This is a genomic window from Methylobacterium sp. Leaf125 (assembly GCF_001423085.1).
Taxonomy (GTDB): Bacteria; Pseudomonadota; Alphaproteobacteria; order Rhizobiales; family Beijerinckiaceae; genus Methylobacterium.
This window is the reverse complement of sequence record NZ_LMNU01000047.1, coordinates 70925-89840: the sequence shown is the minus strand read 5'-3', so window position 1 is coordinate 89840 and position 18916 is coordinate 70925. Positions and strand designations below refer to the sequence as shown.

General features: G+C 68.8%; 17 protein-coding genes. 11 read left to right on the top strand and 6 right to left on the bottom strand.

Features of this window, described 5'->3' with window-relative positions; all coding sequences use genetic code 11:
- Positions 1-11 precede the first annotated feature (11 nt).
- Positions 12-641, top strand: a complete 630-nt coding sequence (locus ASF58_RS22480; protein WP_055957904.1) for a ribonuclease HII — start codon at positions 12-14, stop codon at positions 639-641.
- Here the strand turns inward: ASF58_RS22480 and ASF58_RS22475 are convergent.
- Entirely contained in the window at positions 607-1731 is a 1125-nt protein-coding gene (locus tag ASF58_RS22475) for a PA0069 family radical SAM protein (protein WP_055957901.1), read from the bottom strand. The two genes, ASF58_RS22480 and ASF58_RS22475, sit on opposite strands and share 35 nt — an antisense overlap.
- A gap of 169 nt (positions 1732-1900) precedes the next feature.
- On the opposite strand from ASF58_RS22475, the gene ASF58_RS22470 reads away from it, so the two are divergent.
- Positions 1901-2422, top strand: a complete 522-nt coding sequence (locus ASF58_RS22470) for a hypothetical protein (RefSeq protein ID WP_055957898.1) — start codon at positions 1901-1903, stop codon at positions 2420-2422.
- A 30-nt stretch (positions 2423-2452) separates the two neighbouring features.
- Here the strand turns inward: ASF58_RS22470 and moaB are convergent, their stop codons facing one another.
- The 3 genes from moaB to ASF58_RS22455 all read right to left on the bottom strand — a co-directional run bounded on the left by moaB (position 2453) and on the right by ASF58_RS22455 (position 4998).
- Entirely contained in the window at positions 2453-3010 is a 558-nt protein-coding gene (gene moaB, locus ASF58_RS22465; protein WP_055958170.1) for a molybdenum cofactor biosynthesis protein B, read from the bottom strand.
- Between the two features lie 85 nt (positions 3011-3095).
- Positions 3096-4007, bottom strand: a complete 912-nt coding sequence (locus ASF58_RS22460) for a neutral zinc metallopeptidase (RefSeq protein ID WP_055957896.1) — start codon at positions 4005-4007, stop codon at positions 3096-3098.
- Positions 4008-4101: 94 nt separating this feature from the next.
- A complete protein-coding gene (locus tag ASF58_RS22455; RefSeq protein ID WP_055957893.1) occupies positions 4102-4998 on the bottom strand; it encodes a uracil-DNA glycosylase in 897 nt (298 codons plus the stop codon).
- 231 nt (positions 4999-5229) lie between these two features.
- Between ASF58_RS22455 and ASF58_RS22450 the strand changes: the two genes are divergently transcribed.
- The 4 genes from ASF58_RS22450 to ASF58_RS22435 all read left to right on the top strand — a co-directional run bounded on the left by ASF58_RS22450 (position 5230) and on the right by ASF58_RS22435 (position 11636).
- Positions 5230-6891, top strand: coding sequence for an electron transfer flavoprotein-ubiquinone oxidoreductase (locus tag ASF58_RS22450; RefSeq protein ID WP_055957891.1), 1662 nt, complete (start codon positions 5230-5232; stop codon positions 6889-6891).
- A gap of 164 nt (positions 6892-7055) precedes the next feature.
- Positions 7056-8909 (top strand): tetratricopeptide repeat protein, encoded by a 1854-nt coding sequence (locus ASF58_RS22445; protein WP_055957888.1) that lies wholly within the window; start codon positions 7056-7058, stop codon positions 8907-8909.
- Positions 8910-8990: 81 nt separating this feature from the next.
- Positions 8991-9866, top strand: coding sequence for a 4-(cytidine 5'-diphospho)-2-C-methyl-D-erythritol kinase (locus ASF58_RS22440; RefSeq protein WP_055958168.1), 876 nt, complete (start codon positions 8991-8993; stop codon positions 9864-9866).
- A gap of 117 nt (positions 9867-9983) precedes the next feature.
- A complete protein-coding gene (locus ASF58_RS22435; protein WP_055957885.1) occupies positions 9984-11636 on the top strand; it encodes an EAL domain-containing protein in 1653 nt (550 codons plus the stop codon).
- A gap of 21 nt (positions 11637-11657) precedes the next feature.
- Here the strand turns inward: ASF58_RS22435 and ASF58_RS22430 are convergent, their stop codons facing one another.
- The gene (locus ASF58_RS22430; protein ID WP_055957882.1) at positions 11658-12677 is read right to left on the bottom strand and encodes a polyprenyl synthetase family protein; all 1020 of its coding nucleotides are present in this window, start codon (positions 12675-12677) and stop codon (positions 11658-11660) included.
- 159 nt (positions 12678-12836) lie between these two features.
- On the opposite strand from ASF58_RS22430, the gene ASF58_RS22425 reads away from it, so the two are divergent.
- The 3 genes from ASF58_RS22425 (at position 12837) to ASF58_RS22415 (ending at position 15188) form a co-directional block, all read left to right on the top strand.
- Positions 12837-13061 (top strand): DUF2007 domain-containing protein, encoded by a 225-nt coding sequence (locus ASF58_RS22425; RefSeq protein ID WP_055957879.1) that lies wholly within the window; start codon positions 12837-12839, stop codon positions 13059-13061.
- Positions 13054-13824, top strand: coding sequence for a methyltransferase (locus ASF58_RS22420; RefSeq protein WP_055957876.1), 771 nt, complete (start codon positions 13054-13056; stop codon positions 13822-13824). Before ASF58_RS22425 ends, ASF58_RS22420 begins: the two co-directional genes overlap by 8 nt.
- Before the next feature lie 509 nt (positions 13825-14333).
- A complete protein-coding gene (locus tag ASF58_RS22415; protein WP_055957873.1) occupies positions 14334-15188 on the top strand; it encodes a S49 family peptidase in 855 nt (284 codons plus the stop codon).
- 4 nt (positions 15189-15192) lie between these two features.
- Here the strand turns inward: ASF58_RS22415 and ASF58_RS22410 are convergent, their stop codons facing one another.
- On the bottom strand, positions 15193-15432 hold the full coding sequence (locus ASF58_RS22410) for a hypothetical protein (protein WP_055957870.1): 240 nt from the start codon (positions 15430-15432) through the stop codon (positions 15193-15195).
- Positions 15433-15644: 212 nt separating this feature from the next.
- Here ASF58_RS22410 and ASF58_RS22405 point away from each other — a divergent pair, with 212 nt between their 5' ends.
- Both ASF58_RS22405 and glyS read left to right on the top strand, forming a co-directional pair.
- A complete protein-coding gene (locus ASF58_RS22405) occupies positions 15645-16574 on the top strand; it encodes a glycine--tRNA ligase subunit alpha (RefSeq protein WP_055957867.1) in 930 nt (309 codons plus the stop codon).
- 61 nt (positions 16575-16635) lie between these two features.
- A complete protein-coding gene (glyS, locus tag ASF58_RS22400) occupies positions 16636-18774 on the top strand; it encodes a glycine--tRNA ligase subunit beta (protein WP_055957864.1) in 2139 nt (712 codons plus the stop codon).
- Positions 18775-18916 lie beyond the last annotated feature (142 nt).

Below are 18916 nucleotides of genomic sequence, written 5' to 3'. Positions count from 1 at the left end.
GACCCCTCCCGATGCCGCCCTTCGACCCACGCCTGGCGGAGACTTACCCGGCCGTGATCGGCTGCGACGAGGTCGGGCGCGGCGCGCTCTGCGGTCCGGTGATCGTCGCAGCGGTGTGGTTCGCGCCGACCGCGTTTCCGCCCGAGCTGCTGGCGCGCCTCGACGACAGCAAGCGCGTGAAGGCGGCCGAGCGCGAGGCGCTGACACCCCTGATCCGGGCGCGAGCCCGCGTCGCGGTGGCGGCCGGGTCGCGCGCGCTGGTGGACCGGATCAACGTCCGCGCCGCCACCCTCGACGCCATGCGTCGCGCGGTCCTCGCCCTGCACCTCGACGCACCGGTCTGGGTTGACGGCCGCGACGCGATTCCCGGTCTCACCCTCCCGGGCCGCGCCGTGGTGGGCGGCGACCGTCTGGTGCCGCAGATCGCCGCCGCTTCCATCGTGGCCAAGACCCTCCGCGATACCCTGATGCGTCGGCTCGCCGGGCGCTACCCGGATTACGGCTGGGCCAGCAATGTCGGCTACGGCACGCGCACGCACCTCGCCGGCCTCGCACGCCGCGGCCGCTCACCCCATCATCGCCTCAGCTTCACGCGCGCCTATGACCTCAGAACAGGCTCAGTTGGTCCGTCGGAACCCTGAACAGGCCAGTCCGCAGGCGCCGTCGGACTTCGGGATAGCCGAGGCGCAGCCGGGCAAGCCGCATGCGCTGGCGGATCAGGTCGGCATAGGCGCCGGTGCCGGTCATCCGCGTGCCGAAGGCGGCGTCATAGGCCTTGCCGCCCCGCGCAGCGCGGACCAGCGACATGACGTGGCGTTGCCGGCCCGGGTAATGCTCGGCGAACCAGTCGTTCACCAGGTCATCGAGCTCGAGCGGAAGGCGCAGGAGCACGTGGCTGGCCTCCTGGGCGCCGAGGGCACGGGCCTGACCGAGGATCGCCTCGATCTCGTGGTCGTTGAGCGAGGGGATGATCGGCGCGGCAATGACCATCACGGGGATACCGGCCGCGCTCAGTCGGCCGATCGCATCCAGGCGCTTTTGCGGATGCGGCGCCCGCGGCTCGAGCCGGCGCGCCAGGACGGGATCCAGGGTCGTCACAGAGATCGCGACTTTGACCAGACCATCCCGCGCGAGGTCGGTGAGGAGGTCGAGGTCGCGTACGACGAGGTTCGATTTCGTCACGATGCCGACCGGGTGGCGGAAACGCGCCAGCACCTCCAGCACCGCGCGGGTGACGCGATGCTCCCGTTCGATGGGCTGGTAGGGATCGGTGGCGGTGCCCAGGGCGATGGTAGCAGGGCGGTAACCCGGCGCGGACAGCTCCGCTTCGAGCAGGGCGCCGGCATTCACCTTCCGGAACAGCTTGGTCTCGAAATCCAGTCCCGGCGAGAGGCCGACATAGGCATGGTTCGGACGGGCGAAGCAGTAGACGCAGCCGTGCTCGCAGCCTCGATAGGGATTGATCGAGCGATCGAACGAGATGTCGGGCGAGGTGTTGCGGGTAATCAGCGTGCGGGCATGCTCCGGCCTCACCTCGGTCCGCAAAGCGACCGCCTCCTCCTCCGCGGACCAGCCGTCGTCGAAGGATTCCCGCCGGGCCGCCTCATACCGTCCGCTCGGATTGGCCGTGGCACCCCGGCCCCGCCGCCCTGACGGCTGGGGCGTCGCCTCACCGAGGCGTCGCGCCGCCTCGATGCCGGCGGATGATGAGCAGAAGGCGTCTGCAGGCATGGGCCGAGTTCATCCAAAGGGATCGGATGAGAACGTATCACGAACAAACGTCGGGACAGTTGCAGATATTTCAGGCAGAACGCCCGTCCCTCAGCATTTCTACCCGCCTGCCAGCATGGCGCCGCCGTGAGATGGCTTTGCGCAACGCAAAAATGCGGTATGCGCGCGCATGCTTTCGGCTCTCATCTCCGTGACCCGGCCTGCCGACCCCGAATCCGTCGATCAACTCGCCGATACGCTCGGCGCGCTGGTGGCCGGCGTCGCGGCGGGGCTCGTCGGCGATGCGGTGATCATCGTGCCAACCGCGAATACGACGATCGAGACCGTGGCCGAAGCGACCGGTGCGAAGGTCGTTCTGCGCGGACGCGGGTCGTCGCCGTGGTCGGCGGGGGCGAAGGTCGCACGCCGGGACTGGGTCCTTTGCCTGGAGGCCGGCGATATTCCCGCCGAGGGCTGGATCCGTCTTCTCGACCGCTTCATCGGGACGGCGCGGCCGGAGGTCTCGCTGGCACGCCTGCGCCGGCCCCATACCGGCCTGCCCGCGCGCCTGGCTGCCCGGGGCGAGCGCGTCATCGGCGTGAACGCACCGCGTCCGGGCGATCTGGTGCGACGCGACCGCCTCCTCGCCGGACCGAAATTCATCCGCCGACTGAAGGCCCGCCCGCTCGCGGCGCGGCTCGACCGGGCCTGACCACCGCGGACAATCCCCAGACGGTGTGGGTCAGACCGAGATCGATGCGCCGCGACGCAGGTGCTCGTCGAGACGGGGCATGATCTCGACGAAGTTGCAGGGGCGATGGCGATAGTCCAGCTGCGCGGCGAGGATACCGTCCCAGGCGTCGCGACAGGCCCCGGGAGAGCCGGGCAGCACGAAGATGTAGGTGGCGTTCGCGACGCCGGCCGTCGCGCGCGACTGCAGCGTCGAGGTTCCGATCTTGTCGTAGGAGATGCGGTGGAAGACGGCCGAGAAGCCGTCCATGCGCTTCTCGAACAGCGGCTCGATCGCCTCGGGCGTCACGTCCCGACCGGTGAAGCCTGTGCCGCCCGTCGTGATGACGACGTCGACGGCCGGGTCCCGGCTCCAGTTCTCGACCTGTCCGCGGATCGCCGCCACTTCGTCGGGGACGATCGCGCGAGCGGCCAGGGTATGGCCCGCGGCCTCGAGGCGCTCGACGAGGGTGTCGCCGGAGCGGTCGTCCTCCGCGCTCCGAGTATCCGACACCGTAAGGACCGCGATGGCCAGCGGGATGAAGCTGCGGGTCTTGTCGGATGCGACCATCATGGAATGCCTTCAGCCGAGCGCGGGCGGGACATCAGCGATCTTACGCGAAAGCCCCGCCCCCCGACAGCGCGCCGGCTGCACCTCAGTTACGCGCGGCCCGGAACGTGTCGCAGGACTTCGTCTGTCCGCTGCGATAGCCGGTCATGAACCAGCGCATCCGCTGTTCGGACGAACCGTGGGTGAAGGAATCCGGCACCGCGTAGCCCTGCGACTGCTTCTGAAGCTTGTCGTCGCCGATGGCACTCGCCGCCTGCATCGCCTCCTCGATGTCGCCCTGCTCCAGGGCGTTGTACTTGTCGTTCGAGTTCTTGGCCCAGACGCCCGCGAGGCAGTCGGCCATGAGTTCGATGCGCACCGAGAGCTGGTTCGCTTCCGTCTTGCTCGACGCGTTCTGCTGGCGCCCCTGCACCTTGCCGAGGATCCCGAGTTCGTCCTGCACGTGGTGCCCGACTTCGTGGGCGATGACGTAGGCGTAGGCGAAATCACCCTTCACGCCGAACTTCTGCTCCATCTCCTTGAAGAAGGACGTGTCGAGATAGACCTTCTTGTCGATCGGGCAGTAGAACGGCCCCATCGCCGCTTGCGCGGAACCGCAGCCGCTGCGGGTGCCGCCGGTGTAGAGCACCATCGCGGTCGGCCGGTACTGGCGACCGGTCTGGTTCGGAAGGACCTCTTTCCACACGTCCTCGGTGTTGCCGAGGATCGCAGCGGCGAAGCGGCCGCTCTCGTCGGTGGGCTTGGTCTTGCGCTGCGTCTGGGTCTTCGGATCGACCTGCTCCTGGCGGGGGCGTCCGCCGCCGGACATCTGCTCGGCACCGCCGATCAAGACGGCCGGATTGATGCCTGTGACCCACCCGATGATGCACAGGATCACGATGGTGCCGATGCCGAGGCCACCGGCTCCACCGCCGGGAAAGCCGAACCCACCGCCGCCGCCACCTTCGCCGCGCCGATCCTCGACATTGTCCGACGAGCGGAAATCTTCCCAGCGCATGATCTCGTTACACCTTGTCCGGCCACGCGGCGTCACACACGGCCGCGTGAAGTAAGTCGTAGGCGCGGAATACGGTTCCGCTTGGGCGCTGGCCCTAGAGGGCGCAGGCCTTCCCGTCGAGAGCCGCGCGCAGCGTCCGGAAATCCCGCCAGGCGAGGCGCTTCTGCAGGGGCTGGCGCAGGAGATAGGCCGGATGCAGGGTCGCCAGGGCGCGGATCTCGCGGCTCCCAACCCGATACGGATAGAAGCGGCCGCGGGCCTTCAGAATGCCGTCCTTGGTGCCGGTGATCGCCTGCGTCGCTGGGCTGCCGAGGCAGACGATCAGGTCGGGATCGGCGAGCTCGATCTGGCGCTCGATGAACGGCCTGCAGATCGACACCTCCTGCGGCGTCGGATTGCGGTTCCCCGGCGGTCGCCACGGCACGATGTTGGTGACGTACGCATTCGTACGGTCCAGGCCGATGGCCGCCATCATGCGGTCGAGGAGCTTGCCCGAGCGGCCCATGAAGGGTTTGCCGACCCGGTCCTCGTCGGCCCCCGGCGCCTCTCCGATGAACATCAGCTTCGCCGCCGGATTGCCGTCGGCGAAGACGAGGTTCTTGGCGGTGAACTTCAGAGGGCAGCCGTCGAAGCCGGCGAGCAGCGCCTCCAGTTCCTCCAGGCTCTGGACGTCCTTCGCGCGCGCTCGGGCATCGCCGGCGGCTTCGCCGGGCTTGGCCGAAGCCGATTGTCCGAAGGTCCGGGCCGGTGGCGGCGTCGAACCGCGCGGGGGCAGTTCGGTGCGGAAAGTGTCGTCGAGGGCGGGACGGGCACGCTCGGGGGATTGTCTCTCCGGGGCTAGACGGCTCGGGGCGGCGCGCGCCAGCTCCGGTGAATCGGTCTCGGAGAAGCGATCGTGGGGCGCTTCGTCCAGAAACAGGTCGAGCCCGGCCTCGACGTGGAAGTCGAGGTTCGCGATCAGATCCCGTTGTCGGTCTTCACCCTGGCTCATGCCGCTGATGTGGCGCCTCAGCGAGCTGTGGACAACGGGGCATGCGACGTCGCGCACCACCTTTTGCCCTGCGCGACATCGTCAGCACGGGGCATCCCCGGGCAGAGTCGCGCCTGCATTCCCAAGTTGGGTTGCGTTCCCAAGTTGGAATGGGTTGAGACTGATCGTCAAACATGGGATCGCACGACCAACGCGCCCGCGAAAAGCGGATGCACGACAGGAGGATGACGGATGGCGCTGCCTGAACGCGAGGCAATGGAGTTCGACGTGGTCATCGTGGGCGCCGGTCCGGCCGGGCTCGCGACGGCCATCCGCCTCAAGCAACTGGCGCCTGACGTCAGCATCGTGGTGGTCGAGAAGGGCTCCGAGGTGGGCGCCCACATCCTGTCCGGTGCTGTGATCGATCCCTCGGGGCTCGACGGCTTGCTCCCCGGCTGGCGCCAGGACGAGGCGCGCCCGCTGAAGACCGCGGTCGAGCGCGACGAGTTCATGTTCCTGACCAAGAACAGCGGCGTGACCATGCCGAACGTGTTCTTCCCCAAGCTGATGTCGAACCACGGCAACTTCGTCGGTTCGCTCTCCAACGTGACGAAGTACCTCGGCGCCAAGGCCGAGGAACTCGGCGTCGAGATCTATCCGGGGTTTCCGGCCGCGGAGGTGCTCTACGACGCGGCCGGCGCCGTGGTCGGCGTGGCCACGGGCGATCTCGGCATCGGCAAATCCGGCGAGCCGCGCGACGACTACACCCGCGGCATGGAGCTTCGTGCCAAGTACACGGTCTTCGGCGAGGGCGCGCGCGGGTCGCTGACCAAGACGCTGATCGACCGGTTCAAGCTCAACGCCCACAGCGACCACCAGAAATACGGTCTCGGCGTCAAGGAACTCTGGCAGCTCGCCCCCGACAAGTTCCAGGCCGGCCTCGTGCAGCACACCATGGGCTGGCCGCTGCCGAACAAGGCCGGCGGCGGCTCCTGGCTCTATCACTTCGACGACGGCCTGCTCTCGGTCGGCTTCGTGACGCACCTGAACTACGAGAACCCGACCCTGTCGCCGTTCGAAGAGTTCCAGCGCTTCAAGACCCACCCGATGATCCGCGAGACCTTCGAGGGGGCCAAGCGCATCGGCTACGGCGCGCGCGCCATCATGGAGGGCGGCTGGCAGTCGGTCCCGAAGCTCGTCTTCCCAGGCGGGTGCCTCGTCGGCGATTCCGCCGGCTTCGTGAACGTGCCGCGCATCAAGGGCTCGCACAATGCGGTCCTCTCCGGCATGCAGGCGGCCGAGGCCCTGGCGCAGGCGCTCGAAGCCGGTCGGCAGGGTGACGAACTCGTCACCTATGAGAACGGCTGGCGCGACAGCGCCATCGGCCAGGATCTGAAGCGCGTGCGGAACGTCAAGCCGCTCTGGTCGAAGTACGGCACCCTGATCGGCGTCGGGCTCGGCGGGCTCGACATGTGGTCGAATACGATCCTGGAGGCCTCGCCCTTCGGAACGCTGCGCCACGGCAAGCCGGATCACGCCACGCTGAAGCCGCTCAGCGAGGTGAAGCCGATCGTCTATCCGAAGCCGGACGGCAAGCTGACCTTCGACCGGCTCTCCTCGGTCTACCTCTCGAACACCAACCACGAGGAGGACCAGCCGGCCCACCTCAAGGTTCGGAACCTGGAGCTGCAGAAGGCCTCCGAGCACGACGTCTACGGCGGGCCGTCGGCACGCTACTGCCCGGCCGGCGTCTACGAATGGGTGGAGGATGCCGGCGCCAGCGACGGCGTCCGCTACCAGATCAACGCCCAGAACTGCGTCCACTGCAAGACGTGCGACATCAAGGATCCGAACCAGAACATCAACTGGGAGACCCCGGAGGGACCGGGCGGACCGAACTACCCGAACATGTGAGGGGGGCCGCTTCGCGGCGCGATCACGGTCGGATGAGGGGGGATGGCGGGCGCAGGTGCCGCCATCCTTATGCCTTGCGAGGATGGCGGTAAGAGTCCAGTGTCCCGCCCCAATCGAGCCCGGCTGCCGAGATGGCCGGTGCGCAGGAGCCGTGATCGGTGCCCATGAACGGAACAGCCAAAACCAGTCGGACCGGCCGCCGGGTCCTCTCGGCGCTCGCCGTCTGCCTCGCGGCCTCGCCGGCGGCCTACGCGGCCCAACCCCGGGAATCCGCTCCGATCTCCGAGTACGAGCCGGCAGAATCGCTGGAGGGCAACTTCCTCTCGGCCTACATCGCCGGTGCCTCCAAGGACACCGCCGCGGCCGCGAGCTATTATCGCGAGGCGGTGAAGGCCGATCCGCGCAACGCCGAGCTCCTGGAGCGGGCCTTCGTGTCGCTGCTCGCCGACGGCTCCCTGCCGGACGCCTTCCGGGCCGCCGAGCGCCTCACCAGCCGCGACGGCACGAACGGCCTTGCCCAGCTCGCGCTCGGTGTGCGCCAGATCAAGGCCGGGCAGTTCGCCCAGGCGCGCCAGAACTTCGCGCGCAGCGGCCGGGGGGCCGCAGCCGACCTGACTGGAACGCTGCTCACCGCCTGGGCCTTCGCCGGGGCCAATGACGGCAAGCGCGCGCTGGAGACCATCAACAAGCTCAAGGGCGAGCGCTACTACAACACCTTCCGCGACTTCCATGCCGGGCTGATCGCCAGCCTCGTCGGCGATCAGGCAGAGGCCGAGCGCCGCCTGAAGGCCGCCTACGATGCCGATCGCAACACCCTGCGCATCGTCGATGCCTATGCGCGCTTCGAGGCCCAGGCCGGCCGTACCGACCTCGCGATCCAGGCCTACACTGAGTTCGACAAGCTGCTGCCGCGCCATCCCATCGTGCGCGATGCGCTGACAAAGCTGAAGGAGGGCAAGCCCCTCAGCCGCCTCGTCAACTCGGCGCAGGAGGGTGCGGGCGAAGTTCTGTACGGCCTCGGCTCAGCCGGCTCGACCCAGGGCGACGAGCTTCCGGCGGTGGTCTACCTGCGTCTCGCCCTCTACCTCGCTCCTGAGCACGCCCTTGCGCGGCTCACCCTCGCCGACATCCTCGACCGGATGAAGCAGACCGAGCGGGCCAACGAGGCCTATTCGCAGATCCCCACCACCTCGCCCCTGCGCCTCAATGCCGACGTCCAGGTCGGACTGAACCTGGAGCAGATGGGCAAGGGCGACGAGGCCATCGCCCATCTCGATGCGGCGATGAAAGCGCATCCGGACGACATCGACATCGTCACGGCGCTCGGCAACGTTCAGCGCTCGCGCAAGAAGTACGAGGAGGCGGCGGAGACCTACAGCCGCGCCATCGCGCTGATCGGCGACAAGCCGGCATCGAACTACTGGACGACGTTCTACTTCCGCGGCACCGCCTACGAGCGCGCCAAGCAATGGTCGAAGGCCGAGGCGGACCTGAAGAAGGCCCTGGAGCTGGTGCCCGCGAGCCAGCCCGGTGCCCGGGCCCAGGTGCTGAACTACCTGGCCTATTCCTGGGTCGACCAGAACATGAACATCGACGAGGCCTTCACGATGCTGAAGCAGGCCGTCGATGCGGCCCCGCGCGACGGCATGATCATCGACAGCCTCGGCTGGGCCTATTTCCGTCTCGGCCGCTGGGACGATGCGGTGCGTGAGCTGGAAAAGGCGATCGAGCTGAAGCCCGGCGACCCCACCATCAACGACCACCTGGGCGACGCCTACTGGCGCGCCGGACGTCGCCTGGAGGGCAAGTTCCAGTGGCAGCATGCCAAGGACCTGAACCCTGAGCCGGACGATCTCGAAAAGATCAATGCCAAGCTCAAGGACGGCCTGCCGGAACTCGACAAGCCGGCGGCCACCGCCGAGAACCCGCCCGAGAGCAAGGTGAACCCGGAACTGCCGAAGGGCGCGCCGGCTCCGAACGAGCCCCCGGGCGCTGCCGACAAGAAGAGCGGCGGTTGACGAGCCCGAAGGCTTGACGGACCGCGCGTCGCGGGGCCAGACCGGCCCCGCGATTGCCCGATCCGTGAGCCCCGAGTGTCCGTGCCCCTCCTCGTCACCCGCGCTCCGGCGAAGATCAACCTCACCCTTCACGTCCTCGGCCGCAGGACCGGCGACGGCTACCACGAGCTCGAAAGTCTCGTGGTCTTCACCGGCGCCGGCGACACGCTCAGCCTGGAGCCGGGTCCCGACCTGGCGCTGACCGTATCGGGGCCGACCGCCGGCCCGGCCGGCCCCCTCGACGACAACCTCGTCATCCGCGCGGCGCAGAACCTCGCGCGCCTGCGGCCGGGTCTGCGCCATGGCACCTTCCATCTGGTGAAGCGCCTGCCCGTCGCCGCAGGCATCGGCGGCGGCTCCTCCGACGCTGCCGCGGCCCTCCGCCTTCTCGGGCGCCTGAACGACATGCCCCCCGACGATCCGCACCTGATCGCGGCCGCCCGTGCCACTGGTGCCGATGTCCCGGTCTGTCTCGTCCCCCGCGCCCGCATGATGTCGGGCGCCGGCGAAGCCGTCGGACCCGCCCTCGATCTGACCCCGCTGCCGGCGGTCCTCATCAATCCGGGCGTCCCGGTCGAGACCGCGCCGGTGTTTCGCGCGCTCGGGCTCGCGGTCGGCGATCGCCACGGCATCGGCGCCCATCCCGTCATCGCCCCCGGTCTCGGGGCGGAGGCGCTCCTGCGCGCGATCACGCCCGCGCGCAACGACCTCGAGGCCCCGGCGCGCAGCATCGCCCCGGTGATCGACGGCGCGCTCGAGGCCTTGCGGGCCGCACCCGGATGCCGTCTGGCGCGGATGTCGGGGTCCGGCGCGACCGTGTTCGGACTTTTCGGGCATCGGTCCGAGGCAGCTGGTGCCGCTCGTAGCATCGCGACAGTTCACCCGGACTGGTGGGTCAGCGCAGCAATGCTTCGCTAAGCATTCGCTCACTCGGTGGAATAGCAACTTTCCGTGCATCGAGGCCGACTTGAGCTGTCAGCTTTACGCTCGCTCAAGGTTTGAGTCTGCAGGATCGGCATGCGCGAGGAGCGATGCATGCCCGACCAGAAAAACAACTCATGGGGAGAGGGTGAGCTCCGAGAACTCCTGTGCCTGATGATGATCGGCTCCTGCATCTGGATCCTCGGCACCCAGCTCGGCTTCTTCACGGTTCTCATCGACGCGACCCGGACGCATCAGCTTCAGGACCTGCTGATGCTGACCCTCTGCATGAGCCTGGGCGTGGTCGTCGCGGCCATCCGCAAGTCTTTCAAGCTGCGCAAGGCGATGCAGGATCGCGACGGGGCCGAGGCCCATGCCGAGGCCGTTGCTCGCCACGATGCGATGACGGGACTCGCCAATCGGCGCCTGTTCCGGGAAACCCTCGAAGCCCGCATCCGCGTGGCCACCGGTCTGCCGCGGGTCGCCGTGATGCTGATCGACCTCGACCGCTTCAAGCCGGTGAACGACGTCCATGGCCACGCCGCGGGCGATGCGGTCCTCTGCGTCATTGCCGATCGTCTGCGGGCCCTCGCCCCGCCTCAGAGCCTCGTCGCGCGCCTCGGCGGCGATGAGTTCGCGCTCCTCCTCGCTGACGGCAGCGACCCGGAAGTTCTGGCGCGCCTCGCGCAGGGCGTCATCGCCGCGCTCTCTCAACCGATCGCCTGGACCCAGAGCCGTCTCGAGATCGGCGCCACCATCGGGATCGCGACGGCGACGGAGGAGAGCCGCACCGCGGAGGCGCTGCTGCACGCTGCCGATGTCGCCATGTACCAGGGCAAGCGGGATGGTCGCGGGACCTACCGGTTCTTCCATCTCGACATGGGTCAGGCCCTGAAGGCACGGGCCCGGCTCGAGGGCGAGTTGCGGATTGGCATCGAGAAGGGCGAGATCGAACCGTTCTACCAGCCTGTAGTGTCACTGCCTGGCCGCGACCTCATCGGGTTCGAGGTGCTGGCCCGCTGGAATCACCCCCGGTTGGGCATTCTGACCCCCGCCGATTTCATCGGCTTGGCCGAGGAGACCGGCCTGATCGCCGACCTCACCTGGTCCCTGATGCGCCGGGCTTGCCGGGACGCCCGGCTCTGGCCAGCCCATCTCCAGCTGGCGATCAACATATCGCCGCTCCAGCTCCGCGATCCGCACCTGCCGGAACACATCCTCGGCATCCTGACCGAGACCGGGTTCGCGCCGGGACGCCTGGAGATCGAGATCACGGAGACGGCCCTGGTCAACGATCTCGAAGCGGCGCGGACCGCCCTGAAGTCGCTCCAGAGCTTCGGCGTGCGCATCGCCCTTGACGATTTCGGGACGGGATATTCGAGCCTGTACCATCTGCGCGAGCTGCAGTTCGACAAGCTGAAGATCGACCGCAGCTACGTGGAATCGATGCGGCTGAGCAGCGAGCGCGCCAAGCTCGTCGATGCGATCATCGCCCTGGGCTCGAGCCTCGGCCTGCTCACCACGGCGGAGGGCATCGAGAGCGGGACCAGCGTCGATTGGCTGGCGGGCCAGGGCTGCACCTATGGTCAGGGCTACCTCTTCGGCCGGCCCATGAACAAGGCCACCACCGACGGTCTTCTCACACAATGGTCCGACGATGAGGGCCGGATCGTGATCGCGCCGTCTCTGTCCGAAACGTCGGAGCTCGCCGAGCGCGAACTCGTGGCCCTTGCTCCGCCGCCGGCCCTCCGCCAAGCGGCAGCCTGACCGTCCGCCGCGCCTGGAAGCTCAGTGCGCCCGGGCGATGCAGAAGTCGACGACCTGCAACAGGGCGTGCTTCATCGGGCTCGCCGGGAACGCCTTCAGGGAATCCCGGGCCCGGTCGCCGTAGAGGCGGGCACGCGCCATGGTCTCCTCCAGGGCACCGTGACGCCGGAGGATGGCGCGCGCCGTCTCGAGATCGTTGTCGGTGACCTCGCCCAGTTCGAGCGTCCGCTTCCAAAAGGCGCGTTCGCTGCCCGTGGCACGCCGCACCGCGAGGACGATGGGAAGCGTGATCTTGCCCTCGCGAAAATCGTCGCCGACATTCTTGCCCAGGGTATCGCTGGTGCCGCCGTAATCGAGCACGTCGTCGATGAGCTGGAAGGCGATCCCGAGGTTCATGCCGTAGGCGCGGCAGGCCGCCTGCTCAGCGGTGTCGCGCTCGGCCAGGACCGGTCCGACCTCGCAGGCAGCGGCGAACAGCTCAGCCGTCTTGGCACTGATCACCGCGAGATACTCGGCCTCGCTCGTCTCGGTGTTCTTCGCCGCGGTGAGCTGCATCACCTCGCCCTCGGCGATGATGGTGGCCGCCGCGGACAGGATATCGAGGGCCTTCAGCGATCCGACCTCGACCATCATGCGAAAGGCCTGGCCGAGCAGGAAATCGCCCACCAGGACGCTGGCCTCGTTCCCCCACTTGATGCGGGCCGCGACCTTGCCGCGACGCATGTCGCTGCCGTCGACCACATCGTCGTGCAGGAGAGTCGCGGTGTGCATGAACTCGACGCTGGCAGCGAGCTTCACCGCGCCGTCGCCGGCATAGTGGCAGAGATCGGCGGTCGCGAGGGTGAGGATCGGCCGGAGGCGCTTGCCGCCCGAGGAGATCAGGTGGTTGGCGACCTCGGGAATCATCTGGACGTCGGATCCGGTGCGGGACAGGATCGTCGCGTTGACGCGCTCCATCCCGCCTGACACCAGGGCGACGAGGTCGGCCAGGCTCGCCTCGGGATCGGGGCTTCTCTCTTCGATCGGAACTACGACGCCCAAGACCTCGAGGCCTCCCGCTTCCCTACGCCAACGCGGCGCGATCCAATCGACCACGTCCGTGACACCCCATCGCATGCGCTCGGAGGCGCTGCAACACGCACCATGCCGCAAGGTATAGATCCGCGGTCGGTGTCCGGTATGGCACCGGGGAGAGGATGTATGACCGAACTCATTCGCAGCAACGACGTCGTTCTGATCGGCTTTGCCCAGTCGATCCTAGAGGCCGCTGCCATTCCGGCCCTGGTAGCCGACCAGCACATGAGCCTTCTCGAAGGCTCCATCGGTGCCTTCGCACGGCGTCTGCTGGTGCCGCAGGATCAGGCGATGCAGGCGCGCCGCCTCCTCACCGATGCGGGCCTGGCCCACGAGCTGCGGGATGCCTGAGGCCGCTGCCGATCTCTGGCTCGGCGGGCGGCTTCGGCTGACCCAGCCGCCGCGCGGCGCGCACCGGGCCGGTACGGATGCGGTGCTCCTGGCGGCTCTCCTCCCGCCCGAACCCGGTGCCGTCGTGTGCGACGTCGGAGCGTCGAGCGGCGCGGTCGGCCTCGCGGTCGCCCTGCGCAGCCCCCGCTGTCGTGTGGTGCTGGTGGACCGCGATCCGGAGCTGGCCGCCTACGCCCGCCGCAACGCGGAGGCGAACGGCTTGTCCAGCCGGACAACGGTGATCGAGGCGGATGTGCTGGCGCCCGGGCTGCGTCGCCATGCCGATGGCCTGACGCCCGGCCTTGCCGACCTCCTCCTGACGAACCCGCCCTACTTCGAGCCCGGACGGCACCGGCCCTCCCCCGTGGCCGCCAAGGCCGGCGCGCACACGTTCTCGGACGGCGGGCTCGCGGACTGGATGCGCTGCTGCGTCGATCTTCTTCGTCCACAGGGTCGGCTCGGCCTGATCCATCGGGCGGATCACCTCCCCGCCTGCCTCGATGCCCTTCGCGGCCGCTTCGGCGCGCTGGCGATCCGGCCGGTCCACGCCAAGCCGGATCAGCCGGCGATCCGCATCCTCGTCAGCGGCGTGAAGGGCAGCCGCGCACCACTCCGGCTCCTGCCGCCCGTCATCCTTCACACCGATGGCGGCCAGTTCACCGCGCACGCCGCGGCCCTCAACGAGGGCCGCGGCTGGGTCGATGCCTCCGGCGAGTCCGCCTGAGGTCGGCCCTCAGTAGAACGTCCGGACCCGATACGGCCGATGCCAGCCGTGATGGCGGTGGCCCCAGCCGTGGTGCCGGCGCCAATGATGGCGGTGATGCCAGTGGCGACGGTGATGCCAGTGACGGCGATGGTGCCAGTGCCGGCGGTGATGCCAATGGCGCCGATGCCCATGCCACCGGGCCTGCGCCACCAGGGGAGCCTGCGCGCCGGCCTCGATACCTGCCACGGGCATCGGTGCGGCGCTCACCGTCGCTCCAAATCCTATTGCACCGGCCAACATGCCGAGTGCCAGGGCCATCCAACGCATCGCGCGCATGGTTGCGTCTCCTTCGCTGCTGCGCGGCCCCCTTCGGGAGGCTCGCCCACCGCCACGATCCGGCGGCGTGAGGCGACAACGGCGACGCTGGCAAAAGGGTTCGTCCCGCCCCACCTCAGCGCTCAAGCCGCCCGGCCACCCGTGGTCGACGCGGGACACCTTGCCTGCCCTCCTGTTCGAGTCGAGATCGCATGCCTGTTTCCCTGCCGGGTCCCTTGCGCGCGCTGCTTCCCCGGCGCTGGCGCCGTGAAGGCTCCCGCGTCGCCGTCCTGCGCCTCAGCGGGGCGATCGGCGCCGTGTCGCCGTTCCGCGCCGGGTTGTCGATCGGCGGTCTCGCGAGCAGCCTCGAACGCGCCTTCGCGACGCCCGGCATCGCGGCCGTCGCGCTGGTCATCAATTCGCCGGGCGGTTCCCCGGCCCAGTCGCACCTGATCCATCAACGCATCCGCGCCCTGGCGGCCGAGAAGAAACTCCCGGTCCTGGCCTTCGTGGAGGATGTTGCGGCGTCCGGCGGCTACATGATCGCCTGCGCGGCGGATGAGATTATCGCCGATCCCATGTCCCTGGTCGGATCGATCGGTGTCGTCTCGGCGGGGTTCGGTTTCGACCGACTGATCGAGCGAATCGGCATCGATCGCCGCGTGCATACCCAGGGCGAGGCCAAGGGCATGCTCGACCCGTTCCGTCCGGAGGATCCTGCCGACGTCGCGCGTCTCAAGGCCATTCAGGCGGATGTGCAGGCGCTGTTCACGGCGCTCGTCAGTGCCCGCCGTCCGAAGCTCGCGTCGAGCGGAGAGAACCTGTTCACCGGGGCGGTCTGGACCGGGCAGCAGGCCCTGCCGTTGGGCCTTGTCGACGGCCTGGGAGATGCCCGGTCGACCCTGCGGGCCCGCTATGGGGAGACGGTCGACCTCGTTTTCATCGCGGAGAAAAAGGGCTCTCTCGTGGCCCGCCTGTTGCGGCGCTCGGCACCCGGGAGCAGCGTCGCGGGCGAAGTCATGGCGGCGATTGAGGATCGCGCCGCCTTCGCCCGCTACGGCTTGTAGACACTCAGTGCTTGCAGGCTTCGGTGCCGTAACCGGCATAGACCACCCGAACCTTGCGGGTGCAGGTCTCGGCCAGGGCGGGGGCCGGCACGGCCGCGACTTCGATCGGCGTCACGGCGGCGGGCATCGTGACCGCGTCCGAATACTCGGCCGTGGCGAGCGCGTTCGACGCGGTGATCACCAGCGGAGTGGCGACCAGGGATGCTGCGACGAGGGCGGCGAAGACTGTGACGGACGAGCGCATGACGCGATGTTCCAAATTGTCGACCGCCCTTGAGGACGGTGAGAACCCCTTGATTGCCTGATAAACTTGGCAGCAAGCGAGACCGTTCCACCGCTCAAACGAAACGTGGCCGAATTGTGTGTGCCGACGCACGCCCGGCCTGCCGTGCCTTCGCTTGACACGACCGGGCCGCCTCTTAAACGCTGGCCGCCCCTCCACGGACCGGAAAACCCATGTCGAGCGCCGTCGATCTCGCGCCCAAAACCTCGTTCCAGGGCCTGATCCTGACCCTGCAGCGATTCTGGGCGGCGCAGGGCTGCGTGATCCTGCAGCCCTACGACATGGAAGTCGGCGCCGGCACCTTCCATCCGGCCACGACTCTGCGGGCGCTCGGCCCGAAGCCCTGGAAGGCCGCCTACGTCCAGCCCTCGCGGCGTCCGAAGGACGGTCGCTACGGCGAGAACCCGAACCGGCTGCAGCACTACTACCAGTTCCAGGTCATCCTGAAGCCGAACCCGTCCAACCTGCAGGAGCTCTACCTCGCCTCCCTCGACGCCATCGGCGTCGACCTGACGCTGCACGACATCCGCTTCGTCGAGGACGACTGGGAGAGCCCGACCCTCGGGGCCTGGGGCCTCGGCTGGGAGTGCTGGTGCGACGGCATGGAGGTGAGCCAGTTCACCTATTTCCAGCAGGTCGCCGGCTTCGAATGCGCCCCCGTGGCGGGCGAGCTGACCTACGGGCTTGAGCGCCTGGCGATGTACGTCCAGGGCGTCGAGAACGTCTACGACCTGAACTTCAACGGCGGGACCGGCGAGGATCGGGTGTCGTACGGCGACGTCTTCCTCCAGTCCGAGCAGGAATATTCGCGCCACAACTTCGAGGCGGCGGACACCGCGATGCTGTTCCGCCAGTTCACCGACGCGGAGAGGGCCTGCCGCACCTACCTCGACGCCGGGGCGCCGGAGGACGAGACCAGCCGGCACCGGATGGCGCAGCCGGCCTACGACCAGTGCATCAAGGCGAGCCACGTCTTCAACCTGCTCGACGCCCGCGGCGTCATCTCGGTGACCGAGCGCCAGAGCTACATCCTGCGGGTGCGTGAACTCGCGAAGGCCTGTGGGGCGGCGTACCTGCGCACGGCGGGGGGCGGCGCGGCCTGATCCGCGTCACTGACCGCGCCCCACGACCCCGAACACCATCACCTGGACGCCGCCTGATCCCATGCCCGACCTCCTCCTCGAACTTCGCTCCGAAGAGATTCCCGCCCGCATGCAGCGGAAGGCGGCCTACGACCTGAAAAAGCTCGTCACCGACGCCCTCGTGGAGCGCGGCTTCCTCTACGAGGGGGCCAAGGCCTTCGCCACGCCGCGCCGCCTGGCGCTGCATGTGGCCGGCCTGCCGCCGCGCGGGCAGGACGTGCGCGAGGAGCGTAAAGGGCCCCGGGTCGGGGCACCGGAGGGTGCCGTCCAGGGGTTCCTGAAGAGCGCGGGGCTCGCGAGCCTCGACCAGGCGAACGTCGTCACGGATCCGAAGAAGGGTGCGTTCTACGTCGCGGTGATCGAGCGGCCCGGCCGCGAGACTCTCGACGTCCTTGCCGAGATTCTGCCCCAGATCATCCGCAGCTTCCCGTGGCCGAAATCGATGCGCTGGGGCCAGGCCTCGGCGCAGCCGGGCGCCCTGCGCTGGGTGCGTCCGCTGCAATCCATCGTCGCCACCTTCGGGCCGGAGACCGAGACGCCGGACGTGGTGCCGTTCGCGGTGGACGGCATCGTCGCCGGCACCACCACCTACGGCCACCGCTTCCTGGCGCCCGAGGCGATCGAGGTCCGGCGCTTCGACGACTACGTCCGGTCCCTGGAGCGCGCGAAGGTCGTGCTCGACGTGGAGCGGCGCAAGGACATCATCCTGCACGATGCCCGCGACCTCGCCTTCGCGCGTGGCCTCGAACTCGTCGAGGACGAGGGGCTGCTGGAGGAGGTCGCCGGTCTCGTCGAGTGGCCCGTGGTGCTGCTGGGCTCCTTCGACGAAGCCTTCCTCGACATCCCGGCCGAGGCCATCCGCGCCACCATCCGAGCCAACCAGAAGTGCTTCGTGCTGCGTCAGGCCGGCACCGACACCCTCGCACCGGCCTTCGTCCTGACGTCGAACCTGGTCGCCAGCGACGGCGGCCTGGCCATCACCGCCGGCAACGAGCGCGTGGTGCGCGCACGCCTGTCGGACGCCAAGTTCTTCTGGGAGACCGACAAGGCGACCCGCCTCGCGGACCGGCTTCCGAAGCTCGACACCATCGTGTTCCACGAGAAGCTGGGCACGCAGGGAGAGCGCGTTCAGCGCATCGCCGCCCTCGCCCGCGAGCTGGCGCCCCTGGTCGGCGCCGACCCGGATCAGGCCGAGCGTGCGGCGACCCTGGCCAAGGCCGACCTCGTCACCGAGATGGTCGGCGAGTTTCCCGAGCTGCAGGGCCTGATGGGTCGCAAATACGCGGCGCTCCAGGGAGAGACCGGGAGTGTCGCGGCGGCGGTCGAGGACCACTACAAGCCGGTCGGTCCCTCCGACCGGGTGCCGACCGATCCCGTGGCCGTGGCCGTGGCGCTCGCCGACAAGTTCGACACCCTGGTCGGGTTCTGGTCCATCGACGAGAAGCCGACGGGCAGCAAGGACCCCTACGCCCTGCGCCGCGCGGCCCTCGGGGTGATCCGGCTGCTCATCGAGAACACCGTGAAGCTGTCCCTCCTGCGTGACGGCTACCAGGCCGCCGCCGACGGCCATGCGAATTACGGCACTCCGCCGAAGACCGTTGCGCCTGCCAGCGCCGCGGACGCGGATGGCGCGAGCCTCCTCGCCTTCTTCGCCGATCGCCTGAAGGTCTACCTGCGCGACAAGGGTGCCCGCCACGACCTGATCGATGCGGTCTTCGCCCTGCCCGGCCAGGATGATCTGCTGATGGTGGTCCGCCGCATCGAGGCTCTGGGCACCTTCCTCGAAACCGACGACGGCCGGAACCTGCTGGCCGGCTACAAGCGCGCTGCCAACATCCTGCGCATCGAAGAGAAGAAGGACGGTCGCGCCTACGACGCGGCCCCGGATGCAGCCCTCGCCGCCCGCGGCGAGCCGGAGGAACGGGCCCTCGCCGAGGCCCTGGCGGCGGCGCGCGAGACGGCGTCGGCGGCCGTGGCTGCGGAGGATTTCGCCGGGGCCATGCAGGCGCTCTCGACCCTGCGCGTGCCGGTCGACGCGTTCTTCGAGCGGGTCACGGTGAATGCCGAGGATCCCGCCCTGCGCCAGAACCGCCTCGCGCTTCTCAACGCCCTGCGGGCTGCGACCCGCGAAGTCGCGGATTTCTCGCGCATCGAGGGCTGAGCGACGGCCTCTCGTTTCGGCCCTGGTCTACGTCCCGACCGCCCGGCTGACGGGATGATACCGCTCCACCCCGTCAACCTGTTTGGCGAGGGACCCGAGCCGCGAAACCCCGACCAAATGGCCGGGCGCGTCGATGCGCTCG